General features: G+C 72.1%; 15 protein-coding genes and 2 tRNA genes. 13 read left to right on the forward strand and 4 right to left on the reverse strand.

The genetic code is table 11. From position 1 onward, the window contains the following. Positions 1-33 precede the first annotated feature (33 nt). The 4 genes from ACWDAS_RS31850 to ACWDAS_RS31865 all read left to right on the forward strand — a co-directional run bounded on the left by ACWDAS_RS31850 (position 34) and on the right by ACWDAS_RS31865 (position 3,814). Positions 34-609 carry a M48 metallopeptidase family protein gene (locus tag ACWDAS_RS31850; RefSeq protein ID WP_450397912.1) on the forward strand — a complete coding sequence of 192 codons (576 nt, stop codon included), beginning with the start codon at positions 34-36 and terminating at the stop codon, positions 607-609. A gap of 83 nt (positions 610-692) precedes the next feature. Beyond that, positions 693-2,339: a TerD family protein gene (locus ACWDAS_RS31855; protein WP_450397914.1), complete on the forward strand. Its 1,647-nt coding sequence runs from the start codon at positions 693-695 to the stop codon at positions 2,337-2,339. A 13-nt stretch (positions 2,340-2,352) separates the two neighbouring features. Further along, positions 2,353-3,036, forward strand: a complete 684-nt coding sequence (locus tag ACWDAS_RS31860) for an AIM24 family protein (RefSeq protein WP_450397916.1) — start codon at positions 2,353-2,355, stop codon at positions 3,034-3,036. 16 nt (positions 3,037-3,052) lie between these two features. Next, complete coding sequence (locus ACWDAS_RS31865) at positions 3,053-3,814, forward strand: AIM24 family protein (protein ID WP_450397918.1); 762 nt, start codon at positions 3,053-3,055, stop codon at positions 3,812-3,814. Between the two features lie 49 nt (positions 3,815-3,863). On the opposite strand, the gene ACWDAS_RS31870 is transcribed toward ACWDAS_RS31865, so the two are convergent. Both ACWDAS_RS31870 and ACWDAS_RS31875 read right to left on the reverse strand, forming a co-directional pair. Then, the gene (locus tag ACWDAS_RS31870; protein ID WP_450397919.1) at positions 3,864-4,391 is read right to left on the reverse strand and encodes an NUDIX domain-containing protein; all 528 of its coding nucleotides are present in this window, start codon (positions 4,389-4,391) and stop codon (positions 3,864-3,866) included. After that, positions 4,388-5,839, reverse strand: a complete 1,452-nt coding sequence (locus tag ACWDAS_RS31875) for a zinc-dependent metalloprotease (RefSeq protein ID WP_450397920.1) — start codon at positions 5,837-5,839, stop codon at positions 4,388-4,390. Before ACWDAS_RS31875 ends, ACWDAS_RS31870 begins: the two co-directional genes overlap by 4 nt. A gap of 128 nt (positions 5,840-5,967) precedes the next feature. Between ACWDAS_RS31875 and ACWDAS_RS31880 the strand changes: the two genes are divergently transcribed. The 4 genes from ACWDAS_RS31880 to ACWDAS_RS31895 all read left to right on the forward strand — a co-directional run bounded on the left by ACWDAS_RS31880 (position 5,968) and on the right by ACWDAS_RS31895 (position 8,998). After that, positions 5,968-7,071 (forward strand): SDR family oxidoreductase, encoded by a 1,104-nt coding sequence (locus tag ACWDAS_RS31880; RefSeq protein WP_450397922.1) that lies wholly within the window; start codon positions 5,968-5,970, stop codon positions 7,069-7,071. Positions 7,072-7,130: 59 nt separating this feature from the next. After that, positions 7,131-7,589, forward strand: coding sequence for a molybdenum cofactor biosynthesis protein MoaE (locus tag ACWDAS_RS31885; protein WP_450397924.1), 459 nt, complete (start codon positions 7,131-7,133; stop codon positions 7,587-7,589). A gap of 129 nt (positions 7,590-7,718) precedes the next feature. Then, positions 7,719-7,886, forward strand: a complete 168-nt coding sequence (locus ACWDAS_RS31890; protein WP_450397926.1) for a hypothetical protein — start codon at positions 7,719-7,721, stop codon at positions 7,884-7,886. A 44-nt stretch (positions 7,887-7,930) separates the two neighbouring features. Then, positions 7,931-8,998, forward strand: a complete 1,068-nt coding sequence (locus ACWDAS_RS31895) for a YlbL family protein (protein WP_450397928.1) — start codon at positions 7,931-7,933, stop codon at positions 8,996-8,998. A gap of 52 nt (positions 8,999-9,050) precedes the next feature. On the opposite strand, the gene ACWDAS_RS31900 is transcribed toward ACWDAS_RS31895, so the two are convergent. Further along, on the reverse strand, positions 9,051-9,605 hold the full coding sequence (locus ACWDAS_RS31900; RefSeq protein ID WP_450397929.1) for a PPA1309 family protein: 555 nt from the start codon (positions 9,603-9,605) through the stop codon (positions 9,051-9,053). A gap of 146 nt (positions 9,606-9,751) precedes the next feature. On the opposite strand from ACWDAS_RS31900, the gene ACWDAS_RS31905 reads away from it, so the two are divergent. The 5 genes from ACWDAS_RS31905 to ACWDAS_RS31925 all read left to right on the forward strand — a co-directional run bounded on the left by ACWDAS_RS31905 (position 9,752) and on the right by ACWDAS_RS31925 (position 16,471). Further along, positions 9,752-12,613, forward strand: coding sequence for a UPF0182 family membrane protein (locus ACWDAS_RS31905; protein WP_450398016.1), 2,862 nt, complete (start codon positions 9,752-9,754; stop codon positions 12,611-12,613). Between the two features lie 41 nt (positions 12,614-12,654). Next, positions 12,655-12,728 (forward strand) — tRNA-Met (locus ACWDAS_RS31910). Between the two features lie 209 nt (positions 12,729-12,937). Continuing rightward, complete coding sequence (locus tag ACWDAS_RS31915) at positions 12,938-14,791, forward strand: tetratricopeptide repeat protein (RefSeq protein WP_450397931.1); 1,854 nt, start codon at positions 12,938-12,940, stop codon at positions 14,789-14,791. 50 nt (positions 14,792-14,841) lie between these two features. Next, positions 14,842-14,915 (forward strand) — tRNA-Met (locus ACWDAS_RS31920). 296 nt (positions 14,916-15,211) lie between these two features. Next, positions 15,212-16,471: a hypothetical protein gene (locus tag ACWDAS_RS31925; protein ID WP_450397932.1), complete on the forward strand. Its 1,260-nt coding sequence runs from the start codon at positions 15,212-15,214 to the stop codon at positions 16,469-16,471. Here ACWDAS_RS31925 and ACWDAS_RS31930 read toward each other — a convergent pair. Next, entirely contained in the window at positions 16,441-16,851 is a 411-nt protein-coding gene (locus ACWDAS_RS31930) for a Fur family transcriptional regulator (RefSeq protein ID WP_450397933.1), read from the reverse strand. The two genes, ACWDAS_RS31925 and ACWDAS_RS31930, sit on opposite strands and share 31 nt — an antisense overlap. Positions 16,852-16,876: the final 25 nt, after the last annotated feature.

Below are 16,876 nucleotides of genomic sequence, written 5' to 3' on the forward strand. Positions count from 1 at the left end.
ACTTCCCGGACCCCGGGCGGGTAACGTCGGGGCGTGTCCGCCGACCCCGCCCAGAGTCTTTCCGGCCAGCCCCCGCGCACCCATCGGACCAGCGCGGTCGAGGTACGCCGAAGCGCCCGACGACGCCGGACGGTCTCGGCGTACCGCGAGGGCGACGTCACCGTGGTCCTGATCCCGGCCCGGATGTCCGCCGCCGAGGAGAAACGCTGGGTGACGGTCATGCTCGACAAGCTCGCCGCCCAGGAGAGCCGCCGCCGGCTCGGCGACGACGAGCTGGGCGCCCGCGCCGCACAGCTGTCCGCCCAGTACCTCGGCGGCCGTGCCGCCCCGCGGACCGTGCGCTGGGTCACCAACCAGAACTCCCGGTGGGGCTCGTGCACGCCGGCCGAGGGCAGCATCCGCCTGTCCCACCGGCTCCAGGGCATGCCCGAGTACGTCATCGACTACGTGCTCCTCCACGAACTCGCCCACCTCCTCGTCCCCGGGCACGGGCCGGGCTTCTGGAGGCTGCTGGAGTCCTATCCGCGCACCGAACGCGCACGGGGATACCTGGAGGGCGTGGTCGCCGCGGCCCGGCTGCCTCATCCGCCGACGGCACGCGAGGAATAGCCGGGGAATAGCCCCTGTCACGGCCAGCGGTTAGCCTGGCGCAACGCAACAAGTACGTACGGATGGGGGGACGGTCCTTAGCAATGGCCAGGGAATTCCAGCGCGGCCACAAGGCCAAGATCAGTGACCTGACCGCGGGGACGGATCTGTACATCGGCGTGCAGATCAACGGCCCCGGTCTCGGCTTCGACATCAGCTGCTTCGGGCTCGACGCCGGAGAACAGCTCTCCGACGACCGCTACTTCATCTTCTACAACCAGCCCAAGTCGCCCGAGGAGGCGATCCAGCAGCTGGGTGCGCAGGCAGGGGACACCGAGTCCTTCCGGGTGACACTGGACCGCATCCCCGCGCAGATCCACAAGCTGAGTTTCACCGCGACCATCGACGGCGCCGGGCAGATGTCGCAGGTCGGCCCCGGCTACCTCAGGATCGTCGCCGGGGGCGAGGAAGTCGCCCGCTACGCCTTCACGGGCGCCGAGTTCAGCACCGAGCGCGCGGTCATGCTCGCCGACATCTACCTCAAGGACGTCTGGCGCTTCGCGGCCGTCGGCCAGGGCTTCGACGGGGGACTGGACGCCCTGCTGAAGAACTTCGGAGGCGAGGTCGCCGAGGAACAGCAGGCCGCGCCCCAGCAGCCGGCCGCGGCGGCACCGGGCTTCGCCCCTCCGGCGGGCCCCGCACCCGGCTTCGCGCCCCCGGCGGCGGCCTCCGCACCGCCCGCCCCGCCGCAGCCCGCCCCGACCTTCGGCGCGCCCCCGGGCCCCGCTCCGGCCCCCGCGCCCATCCACGCCGCCCCCACCATGGTGGCGCCGATGACCACGCCGCCGCCCCAGGCGCCTCCCGGCGCGCCGCCGTTCGGCCAGGTCCCGCCGCCGCAGGCCCCGCCGGGCCACGTCCCCGGCCAGATGCCCGGTCAGGCGCCCTACGGTCAGCCCCCGTACGGTCAGCCCGCCCCGGGCCAGGCGCCGTACGGTCAGCCCGTGCCCGGTCAGGGCATGCCGGGGCAGCCCGCCTTCGGCCGGCCGCCCCAGGCCCCGCACGCCGGCCAGGTCCCGCAGACCCCCGGCGCCGGTCTGGCGGCCGCCATGCAGAAGTACCGCGAGGTGCCGACCGGCCAGCGTTGGACCCAGCAGAACCCGAAGCTGATGCGCGCCGACCTCTCCCAGGCGGGCGGCCAGCCCGTGCTCGCCCGCCAGGGCAGCATGGTGCTCTACCAGGGCAAGGTCGAATTCGGTTACAAGGGAGCCGGGTTCACCGGCCGCATCGTCGGCAACATGACCGGCCAGGAGATGCAGCTGATGCGCTGCACCGGCCGCGGGCAGGTCTTCTTCGCCGAGGACGCGTCGTACCTGCACCCCATCGAGCTCCAGGGCGACGCCATCTGCGTCTCCGCCGAGAACGTGCTCGCCTTCGACGAGTCCCTCCAGCACGAGGTGCGCCGCATCGAGGGCCACGGGATCCCGGGCGGCGCCCTGTTCACCATGCAGTTCCAGGGCACGGGCACCGTCGTGGTCAAGACCCACGGCACCCCGGTGGTGCTCCCGGTCACCCCGACCACCTACGCCGACAGCAACGCGATCGTCGCCTGGTCGGCGGCCTCGCAGGTGGTGCTCTCCAGCCAGGTGCGGCTGCGCAGGAACGCCTACCCGGGACACAGCGGGGAGACCGTCAACCTCCAGTTCCGGGGCGCTCCGGGGAACTTCATCATCGTCCAGCCCTACGAGGTCTGAGGGGGAGCCCGTCATGGACCAGGCACTGATCTCCGGGTACGCCCCGGCACCGGTCACCGCCCGCATGGAGAACCACGGCAGCAGCATGCTGAAGGTGGCCATGCAGAGCGGTCAGGACCTCTTCGCGCGCACCGGTTCGATGGTCGCGTACGAGGGCTTCGTGCAGTACGAGCCCAACCCGCCCGCCGTCCGGCAGATGGCCTCGCAATGGCTCACCGGCGAGGGCGCGCCGCTCATGAAGTGCTCCGGCGACGGACTGCTCTACCTCGCGGACTACGGCGCCGACGTCGTCTGCGTCTACCTCAACAACGAGGCGCTGTCGGTCAACGGCAGCAATTTGCTCGCCTTCGACGCCCATCTGCAGTGGGGCGTGGAGCGGGTGAAGGGCCTGGCCAAGTTCGCCGGCCAGGGTCTGTTCAACGTCGGGATCTCGGGCACCGGCTGGGTGGCCATCACCTCGCGCGGCACCCCGGTCGTGGTCGACTGCGGCCGCGGCGAGGACGAGACCTATGTCGACCCGGACGCGCTCGTGGCCTGGTCGAGCGGGCTGAAGACCAAGGCGAAGCGCAGCTTCAAGGCCTCCGCCCTCATCGGGCGCGGCAGCGGCGAAGCGTTCCAGATCGGCTTCTCCGGCCAGGGCTTCGTCGTCGTCCAACCCAGTGAGGACAGCACCGACCGCCTCCGAGTCCGGGGCTGAGGGGGAGCGAGACACCATGCAGAGCCCGCTTTTCGGCTACACCGAGGTCCAGACCGAGGACCGGTACGCACTCCAGAACCCGTACCTGCTGCGGGTCAAGCTCGACGGCAGGAGCGACTGCCTGGCCCGCAAGGGCGCCATGGTCGCCTACCAGGGCCTGATCGAGTTCGACGGCGAGTACCAGAGCCACGCCCAGCGCGGCGCCCGCTACCGCACCGGTGAGGGCCTGGACCTGATGCGCTGCTCCGGGCAGGGCACCGTCTACCTCGCCAACCTCGCCCAGCACATCCACGTCGTCGATGTGGACCAGGAGGGCCTGACCGTGGACGGCGCCTATGTGCTGGCGCTGGACTCGGGGCTGCACTGGGAGGTCATCTCCGTCGACAGCCAGTTCGGCATCTCCGGCAGCGGCGCCTACAACCTCAACATCTCGGGGCGCGGCAAGGTCGCGCTGATGACCTCGGGCAAGCCGCTGCTGATGCCGGTCACCCCGGACAAGTACGTCTCCGCCGACTCCGACGCGGTCGTCGCCTGGTCGTCCTCGCTCCGGGTGCAGATGCAGGCGCAGACCAGTTCCTCGGGCGTCTGGCGGCGGCGCGGCAACACCGGTGAGGGCTGGGAGCTCAACTTCCTCGGCCAGGGCTACGTCCTGGTCCAGCCCAGTGAGCTGATGCCGCCGCAGAACGCACAGCTCGGCGGGGGCGTCGCCGCCCAGTACGGCTTCGGCCAGCAGGGCGCGCACGGCATGAACCAGGGCAACATCTTCAGCAACCGCTGAGAACCCCGACCGCTGAGACCCAGGTGCGGGTCCCGCCCCGCGCGCCGCCTCAGAGCAGCGCGCGGGTGCGGGCCAGCAGCGTCCGGACCGAGCCGTCCGCCACGTCGGCGACCTCGTCGTAGGAGAACCACTTCAGGTCCAGCGACTCCTCGCTGATCTCCTCCACCGCGCCCGGCGGCGCCACGGCCGCGTACTGCACGTCGAGGTGCCAGGCGCACGGCGTCAGGTGCCGATCGAGGTTGACCGGCTCGGGACGCAGCAGGCTCAGCCCGGCGATGCCCGACTCCTCGACGCCCTCCCGCAGCGCGGCCCCGGCCAGCGAGGTGTCCTCCGGCTCGCAGTGACCGCCCATCTGCAGCCACATCCCGAGCTTCTTGTGCAGGGTCAGCAGGACGCGCCCGCGCCCCGGGTCCACCACCAGGGCGCTGCCGGTGATGTGTCCCTCGCCACAGGCCTTCCACATGCCGTCCGGGTGCGCCTCCAGGTGGGCCAGATACTCCGCCCGGAGCCGCTCCTGTCCCGCGTCGGGCGTCGTCCAGTCCTTCAGGACGCGCACGGCGTCGTCGTGCAGGCTCACTTCTCGTCGTCGCCCTTGCCGTCGTCGCCCGCGCCGCCGCGCTTGTCCTCGCCGCCCTCGGCATCCTCGACCCGGCCGCGCGCGGCCTCTCCGAGGATCTTGTCCAGCTCGGAGAAGTCCATCTGCTCGCGGTGGACGAAGCCGTCGGGGTCGTCCAGGTCGGCGGCGGTCGGCAGCATGTCGGGGTGGGCCCAGAGCCCGTCCCGCCCGTCGACACCGCGGGCGTCCGTCAGCGAGGCCCACAGCCGGGAGGCGTCCCGCAGCCGGCGGGGCCGCAGTTCCAGGCCGATCAGCGTGGCGAAGGTCTGCTCGGCGGGACCGCCGGTCGCCCGGCGCCGGCGCAGCGTCTCGCGCAGCGCCCCGGCGGACGGCAGATGTGGTGCCGCGGCGGCGTGCACGACCGCGTCCACCCAGCCCTCGACGAGGGCGAGGGCGGTCTCCAGCCGGGCGAGGGCCGCCTTCTGCTCCGGGGTGTCCTCGGGCTGGAACATGCCCTGCTGCAGCGCCTCCTGGAGCGCCTCCGGGTTCGACGGGTCGAGCTGGCCGACCGCGTCCTCCAGCTTCGCGGTGTCCACCTTGATACCGCGGGCGTACCCCTCGACGGCGCCGAACAGGTGTGCCCGCAGCCACGGAACATGGGCGAACAGCCGCTGGTGCGCCGCCTCGCGCAGCGCCAGGTAGAGCCGGACCTCGTCCTGCGGCACGCTCAGGCCCTTGCCGAAGGCGTCCACATTGGCCGGGAGCAGTGCGGCCTTGCCGGCCGGGCCGAGCGGCAGGCCGATGTCGGTCGAGCCCACGACCTCACCCGCCAGCGTGCCCAGCGCCTGCCCGATCTGCGTGCCGAACATGGCGCCGCCCATGGAGCGCATCATGCCGAGCAGCGGGCCCGCCATGGCCTGCATCTCCTCGGGCAGCACATCGCCCATCGCCGTGCCGACGCGCTCGGCGACCGGGTCGACCAGCTCCTTCCACACCGGCAGGGTCGCCTCGACCCACTCGGCGCGGCTCCACGCCACGGCCGAGCCGGCGCCCGAGGGCATGGACGTCACCCCGTCGAGCCACAGGTCCGCGAGCCGCAGCGCCTCCTGGACCTTCGCCCGGTCCGCGGGGCCCACGCTGACGTCCTTGGACCCTTCCGGGGTGCCCTGGGCGACCGTCTGCCGGGCGATGTCCTTGGCCATGTCCCAGTTAACCGGGCCGCCCTCGTACGAGAGCATCTGGCCGAGCTGCTGGAAGGCCGCGCCCAGGTCGTTGGGGTTCAGCGAACCGAACATCGCGGCGAAGGGGTTGTCACCGCCCATGCCGCCGCCGAAGGGATTTCCGCCGCCGAAGCCGAAGGGACTGCCAGGTCCCCCGGAGCCACCGCCGGAGCCGCTCGGCTTCTTGCTGTCGTCCCCTTCCTCGGGCTCCTCGGGAGGGACTCCGAATCCGAATGGGATGTCGCTCACGGTTTCCTCGGCTCTGTGTGTTGTGGGCTGTACCTCCAGCCTAGACACCCGTCAGGCAGGATGGCTGCGTACGGACCGTGGTTGCGGACCGCGCACCTGGTACCAGAAACAACCGTGGGAGACACCTGGTGAGTTCCCCAGAACCGACCGTTCGCCCAGAGCGGAGCGGCGGCAGGGCCGCCGCCGGACCGGTGGTCGCCGTCACTGGCGCCGCCTCCGGCGTCGGCAGACTGCTGGCCCTGCGGCTGGCCGAATCCGACCAGGTCAAGAAGGTCGTGGCGATCGACGAGCGGCGCGGTGACGTGCCCGGCGCCCAGTGGGCCGTGCTCGATGTACGGGACCCGGCGATCGCCGAGCGGCTGCGCGGCGTGGACGTCGTCGTCCACCTCGCGCTCGACCTCGACCTCGAATCCGACCCCAGGGCGCGCAGCGCCTTCAATGTGCGCGGTACGCAGACGGTCCTCACGGCGGCGGCCGCCGCCGGGGTGCGGCGTGTCGTGCTGTGCACCTCGGCCATGGTCTACGGCGCCCACCCGGAGAACGACATCCCGCTCGCCGAGGACGCGCCCCTGCGCGCCACCGCGGAGGCGTCCTTCGTGGGCGACCTGCTGGAGATCGAGCGGCTCGGCAAGCGCGCACCCCGCGCCCATCCCGGCCTCAATGTGACGGTCCTGCGCCCTGCGGTACTGGTCGGCGGCACCGACACCGCGCTCACCCGGTACTTCGAGTCGCCGCGGCTGCTGGTGGTGGGCGGCAGCCGCCCCTGCTGGCAGTTCTGCCACGTGGAGGACCTGGTGACGGCGCTGGAGCACGCGGCGCTGGAGAAGGTCGACGGCGAGATGGCGGTGGGCTGCGACGGCTGGCTGGAGCAGGAGGAGGTCGAGGAGCTCTCCGGCATCCGCCGCATGGAGCTGCCGCCGGCGGTGGCGCTCGGCGCGGCCTCCCGGCTGCACCGGCTGGGGCTGACCCCCTCACCGGCGGGTGACCTGGCGTACACGATGCACCCCTGGGTGGTCAGCGGCAGCCGGCTGCACGAGTCGGGCTGGCGGCCGAAGTGGACCAACGAGGAGGTGCTGGCCGTCCTGCTGGAGGAGGTCTCCGGCCGCAACTCCGTCGTCGGGCGCCGCCTGGGCCGCAAGGACGCGGCCACGCTCGGCGCGGCGGGCGCGACGGTCGCCCTGGTCGGCACGGCGGCGATGGTGCGGCGGGCGCGCAAACGCCGGGGCGTCTGAGAGTCGCCGCGCAAACTCGCTCCGGAAGGGGGTTTCCGCATGTCGGGCGATGGGGCAGCATGAGCCGCATGGCACACACGCACGACGAACCCCTCCGGCTCATCGCGGTCCGGGACACGGAGCTGTCCGTGGACGAGGTCTTCCGCGCCGTGGGGCACGACTCCGCCGGGGGCACCGCGCTGTTCGTCGGCTCGGTCCGCGACCACGACGGCCCCTCGGGCGCCGAGGTGACCGGGCTGGGCTACTCGGCCCATCCGAGCGCGGAGGCCGAGCTGCGCCGCGTCGCGGAGAAGGTCGCCGCGGACTTCCCCGTCAACGCGCTGGCCGCCGTCCACCGGGTGGGCGATCTCCGCGTCGGCGACCTCGCGGTCGTCGTCGCCGTCTCCTGCCCGCACCGGGCCGAGGCGTTCGCCGCCTGCCGGCGCCTCATCGACGACCTCAAGCGCGAGGTCCCCATCTGGAAGCACCAGGAGTTCGCCGACGGCACCGAGGAATGGGTCGGCGCCTGCGCCCACTGACCCCGCGAAACGCCCCCACTCGGTGGCCCACCTGCGGTTGCGTAACCTGGGACCCGCCCGGAACGTTATAGCAGCAGAAGATTAGTCTGCTCATAGTTCTTGATCGGCATGCGCGTCCAGGAGGCCGAAGTGGCAGCGCTCGCATGGTTGCTCATCCCGGTGGTCGCCGCGATCGCCGCGGCCGTCTGGGGAAGCTGGGCGGCGCGTACGCGCTCCACCGGGGACGGCGCCTCGCTCGCCGACTACGAGCGTTTCCGCGAGGCCATGCAGCGCACCGGATCGGGCGGCCCGGCCTGAGGCCCCACGGGGCGGCTGCCGGTTCCGTACCGTACTGTCGTTCCATGCCACGCCGCACCGCGACGCTGCTCGCGTCGACTCTGACCCTGATAGCGCTGCTGTGTGTGGCGCTCCTGTGGCCCGTGCCGTACGCGGAGATGTCGCCGGGCCCCACGGTGAACACACTCGGGTCGCACGGCGGTGCGCCCGTGCTGCAGATCTCCGGCCACAAGACGTATCCGACCAGTGGTCACCTCAACATGACCACGGTGCGCGTGACGAGTGCGGACTACTCGATGAACCTGGTCGAGGCGGTCACCGGGTGGCTGGCGCACGACCAGAAGGTGGTCGAGCACGACACGCTCTACCCCAAGGGGCAGACGGCCGAGCAGGCCGATCAGGAGAACGCCGAGGAGTTCACCCAGTCCCAGGACAGCGCGAAGGTCGCGGCGCTCAAGGAGCTGGGCATACCCGTCGGCTCCCGGGTGATCGTCTCCGCGGTGGTCAAGGACGCACCGGCCGAGGGCAAGCTGCACGCCGGTGACGTGATCAAGGCCGTGGACGGCAAGCCGGTCAAGGCGGCGGGCGACGTCGCCGAGCTGGTCACCAAGCACCAGCCGGGCGAGAAGGTGGCGTTCACCATCGAGCCCAAGGGGGTCAAGGGCGGCGTCACGCAGGATGTGACCATCACCACCGCGAAGTCGGACGACGACGGCGAGTCCCGGGCTGTCGTGGGCATCCAGGCCGGCGTCGAGCACACCTTCCCGTTCAAGATCGACATCAAGCTGGCGGACGTCGGCGGCCCGAGCGCCGGCCTGATGTTCGCGCTGGGCATCGTCGACAAGCTCACCCCCGAGGACCTCACCGGCGGCAAGTTCGTCGCGGGCACCGGCACGATCGACGACGAGGGCAAGGTCGGCCCCATCGGCGGCATAGACATGAAGACCATCGGCGCGCGGGAGAAGGGCGCCGAGTACTTCCTGACCCCCGCGGACAACTGCGCGGAGGCGGCCGCGGGCACCCCGAGCGGCCTCACCCTGGTCAAGGTGAAGACCATCGACGACGCCCTGGACGCGCTCAAGGACATCCGCGCGGGGAAGACGTCGGACCTGCCCGGCTGCTCGGCGAGCTGAGCCCAGGGGTTCCCCTCCTGCGGCCCCGGGGTGCTCCCCGGGGCCGCAGGCGTCAGTCCTCGAAGGTCGCCGCCAGGGCGTCGGCGAGCCCCGGCACCAGCCCGGAGCCGGTCAGCACCTCGGTCGGCGAGTCCTTCTCGCGCAGCCGCACCGCGGACTCCCGGGACCCGTCCCGCAGCACGCCCACCGTCATGCGGACCTCCTGGCGCTCGGGGTGCTCGGCGACCCAGCGGGTCAGCGCCGCGTCGTCCAGGCCGTCGGGGATGGACTCCTCCGCGGACGGCGGCAGCATCAGCCGCTCCACGGTGAGCGCGCAGCCGCTGACGACGTCGGGCCAGGCGATGGTGGCCAGGAACTCGTCCAGCGCGGTGCCCGCCGGCAGCTCGTCCTGCTCGATCGGGGTCAGCCCGCCGGTGTTCTCCGCGCCGAGCCCCAGCTCCTCGGCGAGCTTCGGCTCCTGGGAGCGCAGCCGCGCGGTGTCGACCAGGGCGAACAGCCGGGCGGGCTGGTCCCAGCCCAGAGCGGACGCGTAGTCGTCGATCTCGAGAACGGCACGGGTGAGCGGGGTCGCGGCGAGCGGCGCACCCTCGGACGTGATGTTGGACATGCTCAATATCCTGCCTGTTCTGTGACCCGCATCCCCAATCGGGAGCCTTGGGGAACTGAGAAAACCGTGGGTAAGTTGCATCAGTGGGCGCCGGGAGGGCGTCCGACGGAGACCGACACTTCGAGGTGCGCACCTTGGTATTCCAGATGCCGGACCGCGGCGGGGGTCCGCACGGGCCGCGGATCAGAGTGGGCCGCCCGTCGCGGCGAGCCCGGACCCTGCTCATGACCTTGGGCGTACTGGCCGTGCTGGCCATGGCCTTCGTCATGTTCTCGGGCTTCTGGACCGACTGGCTCTGGTATCGCTCCGTCCACTATTCCTCGGTCTTCACCACCACCCTGTGGACGAAGATCGGGCTGTTCTTCGTCTTCGGTCTGCTGATGGCCGCGGCCGTCGGCGTCAACGTGTACCTCGCGCACCGGCTGCGTCCGCCGCTGAGCGCGATGTCGATGGAGCAGCAGAGCCTCGACCGCTACCGGATGGGCATCGCCCCCTACAAGAAGTGGGTGCTGCTCACCGTCTGCGCGCTCGTGGGGCTGATCGCCGGTGCCTCCGCCTCCAGCCAGTGGCGCACATGGCTGCTGTGGACGAACTCCACGTCGTTCGGCACCAAGGATCCGCAGTTCCATGTGGACATCTCCTTCTACGCCTTCGACCTGCCCTGGTACCGCTTCCTGCTGAGCTTCGGCTTCGCGGCGGTGGTGCTGTCGCTGCTGGCGGCGGCGCTGGTGCACTACCTGTACGGCGGCCTGCGGATCACCTCCCCGGGCGGCCGGGCGACGGCGGCGGCCACGGGCCACCTGTCGGTGCTGCTCGGCCTGTTCGTCACCTTGAAGGCGGTCGCGTACTGGCTCGACCGCTACTCGCTCGCGGTGAAGTCCGGCAACCTCAGGTCGGGCGACTGGACGGGGCTGCGCTATGTCGACGCCAACGCCTATCTGCCGGCCAAGACGATCCTGTTCGCCATCGCCATCATCTGCGCGCTGCTGTTCTTCGCCACGTTGTGGCGGCGTACCTGGTCGCTGCCGCTGATCGGCTTCGGCCTGATGGTGCTGTCGGCGATCCTGATCGGCGGCCTGTACCCGGCGATCGTGCAGAAGTTCCAGGTGCAGCCGAACGAGGCCGCCAAGGAGCAGCCGTACATCCAGAAGAACATCGATGCCACGCGTGAGGCGTACGGCATCGACGACAGCGAGGTGGCCGACTACTCGGGCACCAGCAGCGACGCCAAGGACAAGCTGCGCAGCGACGCCGACACGGCCGCGTCCATCCGCCTGCTAGACCCGAACGTGGTCTCGCCCACGTACCAGCAGCTGCAGAAGGTGCGCGGCTACTACGCGTTCCCGTCCACGCTCGACGTCGACCGCTACACGATCGACGGCAAGGAGCAGGACACCGTGGTGGGCCTGCGGGAGCTGAACCTCGAGGGCATCCCGCAGCACAGCTGGATCAACGACCACTTCAAGTACACGCACGGCTACGGCATGGTGGCGGCCAAGGGCACCACCACGACCGCCAGCGGCGAGCCGGACTTCACCGAGTACAACCTGCCGACCAAGGGCGACCTCGGGACGTACGAGCAGCGGATCTACTACGGCGAGCAGACCAAGCAGTGGTCGATCGTCGGGGACAAGACCACTCCGGAGATCGACTACACCGACGACAGCGGCGAGAAGCCGTACACGTACACCGCCAAGAGCGGCGTAGGCCTGAAGAACCCGGTGACCCGGCTCGCGTACGCGGTCTCCTTCGGCGAGCCGCAGATCTTCTACTCCGGCGCCGTCGGCGACGACTCGCAGATCCTGTACAACCGCACGCCCAAGGAGCGGGTCGAGGCCGTCGCTCCCTGGCTGACGATCGACGGCGACTCGTACCCGGCGGTCGTCGACGGCCGCGTGGTGTGGATCGTGGACGCCTACACGACGAGCAACGGCTACCCGTACTCGTCGCGCACGACGCTCGGCGACACCACCGCGGACTCGCTCACCGACGGGCAGCGCGCCGTGCTGGCCCAGCAGAACCAGGTGAACTACATCCGCAACTCGGTCAAGGCGACCGTCGACGCGTACAGCGGCAAGGTCACGCTCTACCAGTGGGACACCAAGGACCCGGTGCTGAAGACCTGGATGAAGGCCTTCCCGGACACGGTCAAGCCGAAGGCCGCGATCGACGACGCGCTGATGGCGCATCTGCGGTACCCGCAGGACCTGTTCAAGGTGCAGCGCGAGCTGCTCACGCGCTACCACGTCACCAAGGCGTCGACCTTCTACAGCGGCAGTGAGGTGTGGGAGGTGCCCAACGACCCGGCCGCCAAGACCGGGAAGTCGGTGCCGCCGTACTACCTGAGCCTGAAGATGCCCGGCCAGAGCGCCCAGGCGTTCTCGCTCACCACGACCTTCACGCCGAACAAGCGCGAGAACCTCAGTGCCTTCATGGCGGTCGACGCGGACGCGACGAGTCCGGAGTACGGCGCGATCAGGGTGCTGAAGCTGCCGTCGAACACCACGGTGTCCGGACCGCAGCAGGTGCAGAGCCAGTTCAACTCCGACCCCGACGTGGCGGAGAAGATCAGGCTGCTCAAGGGCGGCGACTCGGAGGTCGAGTACGGCAACCTGCTGACCGTCCCGCTGGACGGCGGGCTGCTGTACGTCGAGCCGGTCTATGTGCGCGGCGCCGGCACCAACTACCCGCTTCTGAAGAAGGTCCTGGTGAGCTACGGCGGCCAGACCGAGTTCGAGGACACGCTCGGGCAGGCGCTCGACGCGGTCTTCGGGGTCGACGGCGGCCGGCCCGAGACGCCGCCGCAGACGGGCGGGGGCACCGAGCCGCCGGCCTCCGGCAACCCGACGGTCGCCCAGGCCCTGGAGGACGCCCAGAAGGCGTACGACGCGGGCGAGAAGGCACTGAGGGAGGGCGACTGGAACGCGTACGGCCAGGCGCAGAAGGATCTCGCCGACGCGCTGAAGCGGGCCCAGGAGGCCGAGAAGCAGGCGCAGAACAAGGGCTGACAGGGCCCACCCCGCGTCGTGGTACTGTTGGGGCACAACGACGCGGGGTGGAGCAGCTCGGTAGCTCGCTGGGCTCATAACCCAGAGGTCGCAGGTTCAAATCCTGTCCCCGCTACTGTTCGAAAGGGCTCGGAGTCAATAGACTCCGGGCCCTTTCACTTGTACGGGGGAACTGGTACGGCTGAGGTTTCGGCTGGCATCATGTCGGGAAGTCGACAAAACGCTGTAGTGACCTACGAAGTGACCAACTGGGATCGGCTGAGCTCTGCAGGGTTGCCGCATACCAGGTGTACTGCGGGTACGGGTGATGCGACGATGGACCTCATGGGGGATGGTGCAAGGCTGCTGAACGCTCGTCAGATCCGGGATACCGGGTCCGCGGGGCGGACGACCGTGCCCGCGGCCGGGGCCGCACTCGTACCGGTCGTCGCCGATCTGCTGCCCGGTCCGCGGGTGGGCGGTCTCGACGAGGAACGCCTCATCGAGTCCGAACTCCCCGACGAGGAGACCCTGGAGGCCCGCGAGGAGGCCGAACTCGAGGCGCGCCACCGGCGGGCCGCCGAGCACGGCGACATCGCGGCCATGAGCGTCCTCGGCACCATGCTGCTGCGTCGCGGCGACCTCGAGGGCGCCGAGCCGCACCTGCGCGGCGCCGCCGCCGGCGGGGACCGCCCCGCCGCCAACAACCTGGGTCTGCTGCTGCACCAGCGCGGCTATGCCGACGAGGCCGCCGGCTGGTGGCGGATCGCCGCGGTCGCCGGCTCAGCCGCGGCCGCGCACGCGCTCGGCCGGCACTTCCGCGAGCGCGGTGACGAGCCCGGCGCGGAGTACTGGCTGCGCCAGGCCGCCGAGTCCGGGCACACCCTGGGTGCCTACGCGCTGGCCGACCTGCTCGACCACCGGCGCGACGTCGGCGCCGAGCGCTGGTTCCACGCCGCCGCCGAGCACGGCCACCGCGAGGCCGCGTACCGTCTCGCCGGTATCTGCGCCGAGCGCGGCGAGGAGCGCGAGGCGGAGCAGTGGTACCGGCAGGCCGCCGCCCGCCGGCACCGCCGTGCCGCCCTGCGCCTCGGCATGCTCCTGGAGGAGCGCGGCGAGAACGAGGAGGCCAGGCGCTGGTACCTCACCGCCGCCCGCGACGGAGAGCCGCGCGCCGCCTGCGCGCTCGGCTTCCTGCTGCGCGACGCCGGTGACGTCGACGGCGCCGCCACCTGGTGGCGGCGCGCCGCCAACGCCGGCGACGGCAACGCCGCCAACGCCCTCGGCGCGCTGCACGCCCAGGAGGGCGAGACCCAGACCGCCGAGCGGTGGTACCGGGCCGCGCTCGAGGCGGGGGACATCAACGGGGCCTTCAACCTCGGGCTGCTGTGCGCCGGCCAGGGCCGCACGGCCCAGGCCGAGCAGTGGTACCGGAAGGCCGCCTACACCGGGCACCGCGAGGCGGCCAACGCGCTCGCCGTGCTGCTGCTGCAGCGCGGGGACGCGGCGGGCGCCGAGCCGTGGTTCTCCAAGGCCGCGGAGGCGGGCAGCGTGGACGCCGCCTTCAACCTCGGCATCCTGTACGCCGGGCGGGGCGACGACGCCACCGCGCGGCGCTGGTACGACCGCGCCGCGGCCAGCGGGCACGGCGAGGCCGCGCTCCAGGTCGCCATCGCCCTGCAGAAGGAGGGCGACGCGCACGGTGCCGAGCGCCACCTGCGGTGCGCCGCGGGCGGTGGCAGCCCGGAGGGCGCCTTCCGGCTCGGCGCGCTCCTCGACGCCCAGGGCACCGAGGAGGCCGCCGCCGAGGCGGAGGAGTGGTACGCCCGCGCCGCCGGCCAGGGGCACCGCCGCGCCCAGGTACGGCTCGGCATGTGCGCCGCCAAGCGGGGTGACGTCGTCGACGCCGCCCACTGGTACCGGGAGGCCGCCGAGGGCGGCAGCCGCAACGGCGCCTTCAACCTCGGGCTGCTCCTCGCCCGCGAGGGGGCGGAGCCCGAGGCGGCCCTGTGGTGGACGCGTGCCGCCGACGCGGGACACGGGCGCGCGGCGCTGCGGCTGGCCCTGCTGGCCGCGCGGCACGGGCAGCTCGCGGACGCCCAGGCATGGTGCGCCCGCGCGGTGGAGTGCGGCCCCGCCGAGGTGGCCGAGCGGGCCGCCCGGCTCACGGACGCACTGGAGCACGAGCTCTCCGCGTGAAAGCGATTTGCGCTGCTCAGGGCCGGGAGGTTAACCTGGGGACACAACGACGCGGGGTGGAGCAGCTCGGTAGCTCGCTGGGCTCATAACCCAGAGGTCGCAGGTTCAAATCCTGTCCCCGCTACTGGAGAGAAGGCCCGGAAGCCATGGCTTCCGGGCCTTCTTGTATGCGTTGGGTACAGCCCAGGCATGGTTCGGGCAAAAGGCTGCGAGCAGTCCTGGGCTGACCGGCGCGGGCGCGCGATCCTGAGGAGAGGCGGTTGGGGCCTTGCTCCCGGATCTCTACGGGTGAGGTGCGTCGTCCGGCGCGTGCGGGACGGCGTGACGCCGCGGAGGCCCGGAGGGCAGGCCCCAGGGCGGCGCGAGGAGGCGGGGTTGCTGCGCAGGCGGCGTAAGCGGCGGCCGACGGAACTCAGGGATGTGACGCGGTGGGGTCGCCTGTGCGCGGCCGCGGCCGTGGAGGAACTGCTCGCGGAGCTGCGGACCGCCGCGGAGGGCGAGGACGCCGCCTACGACCGCGCGGCGGCGCTGAAGGCGCTGGCCGCGGCCCCGCCCCGGTTGTGGCTGCTGCTGGACCGTGCCGCCCGCGTGACGGAGGGCACGCCGCCGGCGCCCGGCGAGAGCGAGCCGCTGCGCCTGCTGCTCGCGGCGATGGACCGGGACGGGCGTACCCGCCAGGCCGCCGTGGAGGAGCTGGCGTTGCACGGCGGCCCGCTGGTGGCCGCCGCCCTGGCCCTGCGGACGGCGGACTGGGTGGACCCGGTCCGGGACCGGGCCGTGGCGGCGCTGCTGCGCCGTACCGCCCCGGACGAGGCCGCGGCGGCCGTACGGCTGCTGCTGAGGCTGCGCGGGCGCAGCCGGGCGGCGGAGACCCCCGAGGCGTACCGCGGGGTGCTGGCGGCCCCCGAGGCCCGGCGGGCGGTCCGCGCGCTGGCGGCCGACGCGGACCCGCTGACCCGGCGGTTCGGGGTGGAACTGGCTCTGGAGCTCGGGGAGTTCGTCCGCGGAGACCTCGTGCGGACCGCGCTGCGCGACCCGGACCAGGTGTGCCGCAGGCTGTGTGCCGAGCGGCTGCTTCAGATGGATCCGGACCAGGCGGGGCGGCTGCTGTGGGCCAGGTCCGCGGCCGTGCGGGAGCTGGCGGTGGCGGCGCTGCCCGACGACGTGCCCGCGGCGCGGCTGACCGCCCCGCTGGCCGACCCGGCGCGGATCGTCCGCGCGCAGGCCCGCTGGCGGCTGTACAGCAGGGGGGAGCCCCCGGCGCTGGCCTACCGCAGGCAGCTGCTGCGCTGCGGCCCGCAGAGCCCGCCGCGGCTGGTCGCCGGGCTGGCGACGGGGCTGGGGGAGTGCGGTGACGCCGCCGACGTGCCGCTGCTGCTCAGGCTGGCGCGCGAGGCGCGCGCCCCGTGGCCGCCGGTCGTACGCCGGGCCGCGGTGCGCGCGGCGGGCCGGCTCGCCCAGCAGGAGGGGCTGCTGCGGCACCTGGGGCCGCTGGCCATGGATCCGGACCCCGGGGTGGCCCGGGAGGCCTTCGAGGCGCTCGCCAAGGTCGCGGGGGAGGTGCCGGTGGAGACGGTCTGGGTGGGCCGCACCCGGCCGGAGCCGGGGGTGCGGAAGGCCGCCGAAAGGCTGCGCCGGAAGGCGCAGCGTCAGACGCAGGCGGGGCAGAGGCCCCGGTAGGTGACCTCGACACCGGCGATGGTGAAGCCGAAGCGCTCGGCGTCGGGCAGGTCCGCCAGCGGGTTGCCGTGCGGGTGGACGTCCCGGACGGTGCCGCAGTTGGAGCACACCAGGTGCTGGTGCGGCCGATGGGCGTTGGGGTCGTACCGCTTGGCGCGCCCGTCCGTGGCGACCTCTATGACCTCGCCGAGCGAGACCAGCTCGCCCAGCGTGTTGTAGACGGTCGCCCGGGAGATCTCGGGCAGTCGCGCCGCCGCGCGGGCGTGCACCTCGTCAGCGGTCAGGTGAACGTGGTCGCCGTCCAGGACCTCGGCCACGACACGCCGCTGCGCGGTCATACGCCATCCGCGTCCGCGCAGCCGTTCCAGCAGGTCACTCATTCCAATTCACCTATCAGTGGGATGG

This window comes from Streptomyces sp. NPDC001070, assembly GCF_053598835.1.

What these genes read in the sequence shown, in the direction of transcription:
- ACWDAS_RS31930 (WP_450397933.1), bottom strand. Translation starts at nt 16,851, where the DNA reads ATGAGTGACCTGCTGGAACGGCTGCGCGGACGCGGATGGCGTATGACC.
- ACWDAS_RS31885 (WP_450397924.1), top strand. Translation starts at nt 7,131, where the DNA reads ATGAGCCGCATGGCACACACGCACGACGAACCCCTCCGGCTCATCGCG.
- ACWDAS_RS31900 (WP_450397929.1), bottom strand. Translation starts at nt 9,605, where the DNA reads ATGTCCAACATCACGTCCGAGGGTGCGCCGCTCGCCGCGACCCCGCTC.
- ACWDAS_RS31895 (WP_450397928.1), top strand. Translation starts at nt 7,931, where the DNA reads ATGCCACGCCGCACCGCGACGCTGCTCGCGTCGACTCTGACCCTGATA.
- ACWDAS_RS31905 (WP_450398016.1), top strand. Translation starts at nt 9,752, where the DNA reads ATGCCGGACCGCGGCGGGGGTCCGCACGGGCCGCGGATCAGAGTGGGC.
- ACWDAS_RS31865 (WP_450397918.1), top strand. Translation starts at nt 3,053, where the DNA reads ATGCAGAGCCCGCTTTTCGGCTACACCGAGGTCCAGACCGAGGACCGG.
- ACWDAS_RS31860 (WP_450397916.1), top strand. Translation starts at nt 2,353, where the DNA reads ATGGACCAGGCACTGATCTCCGGGTACGCCCCGGCACCGGTCACCGCC.
- ACWDAS_RS31855 (WP_450397914.1), top strand. Translation starts at nt 693, where the DNA reads ATGGCCAGGGAATTCCAGCGCGGCCACAAGGCCAAGATCAGTGACCTG.
- ACWDAS_RS31915 (WP_450397931.1), top strand. Translation starts at nt 12,938, where the DNA reads ATGGGGGATGGTGCAAGGCTGCTGAACGCTCGTCAGATCCGGGATACC.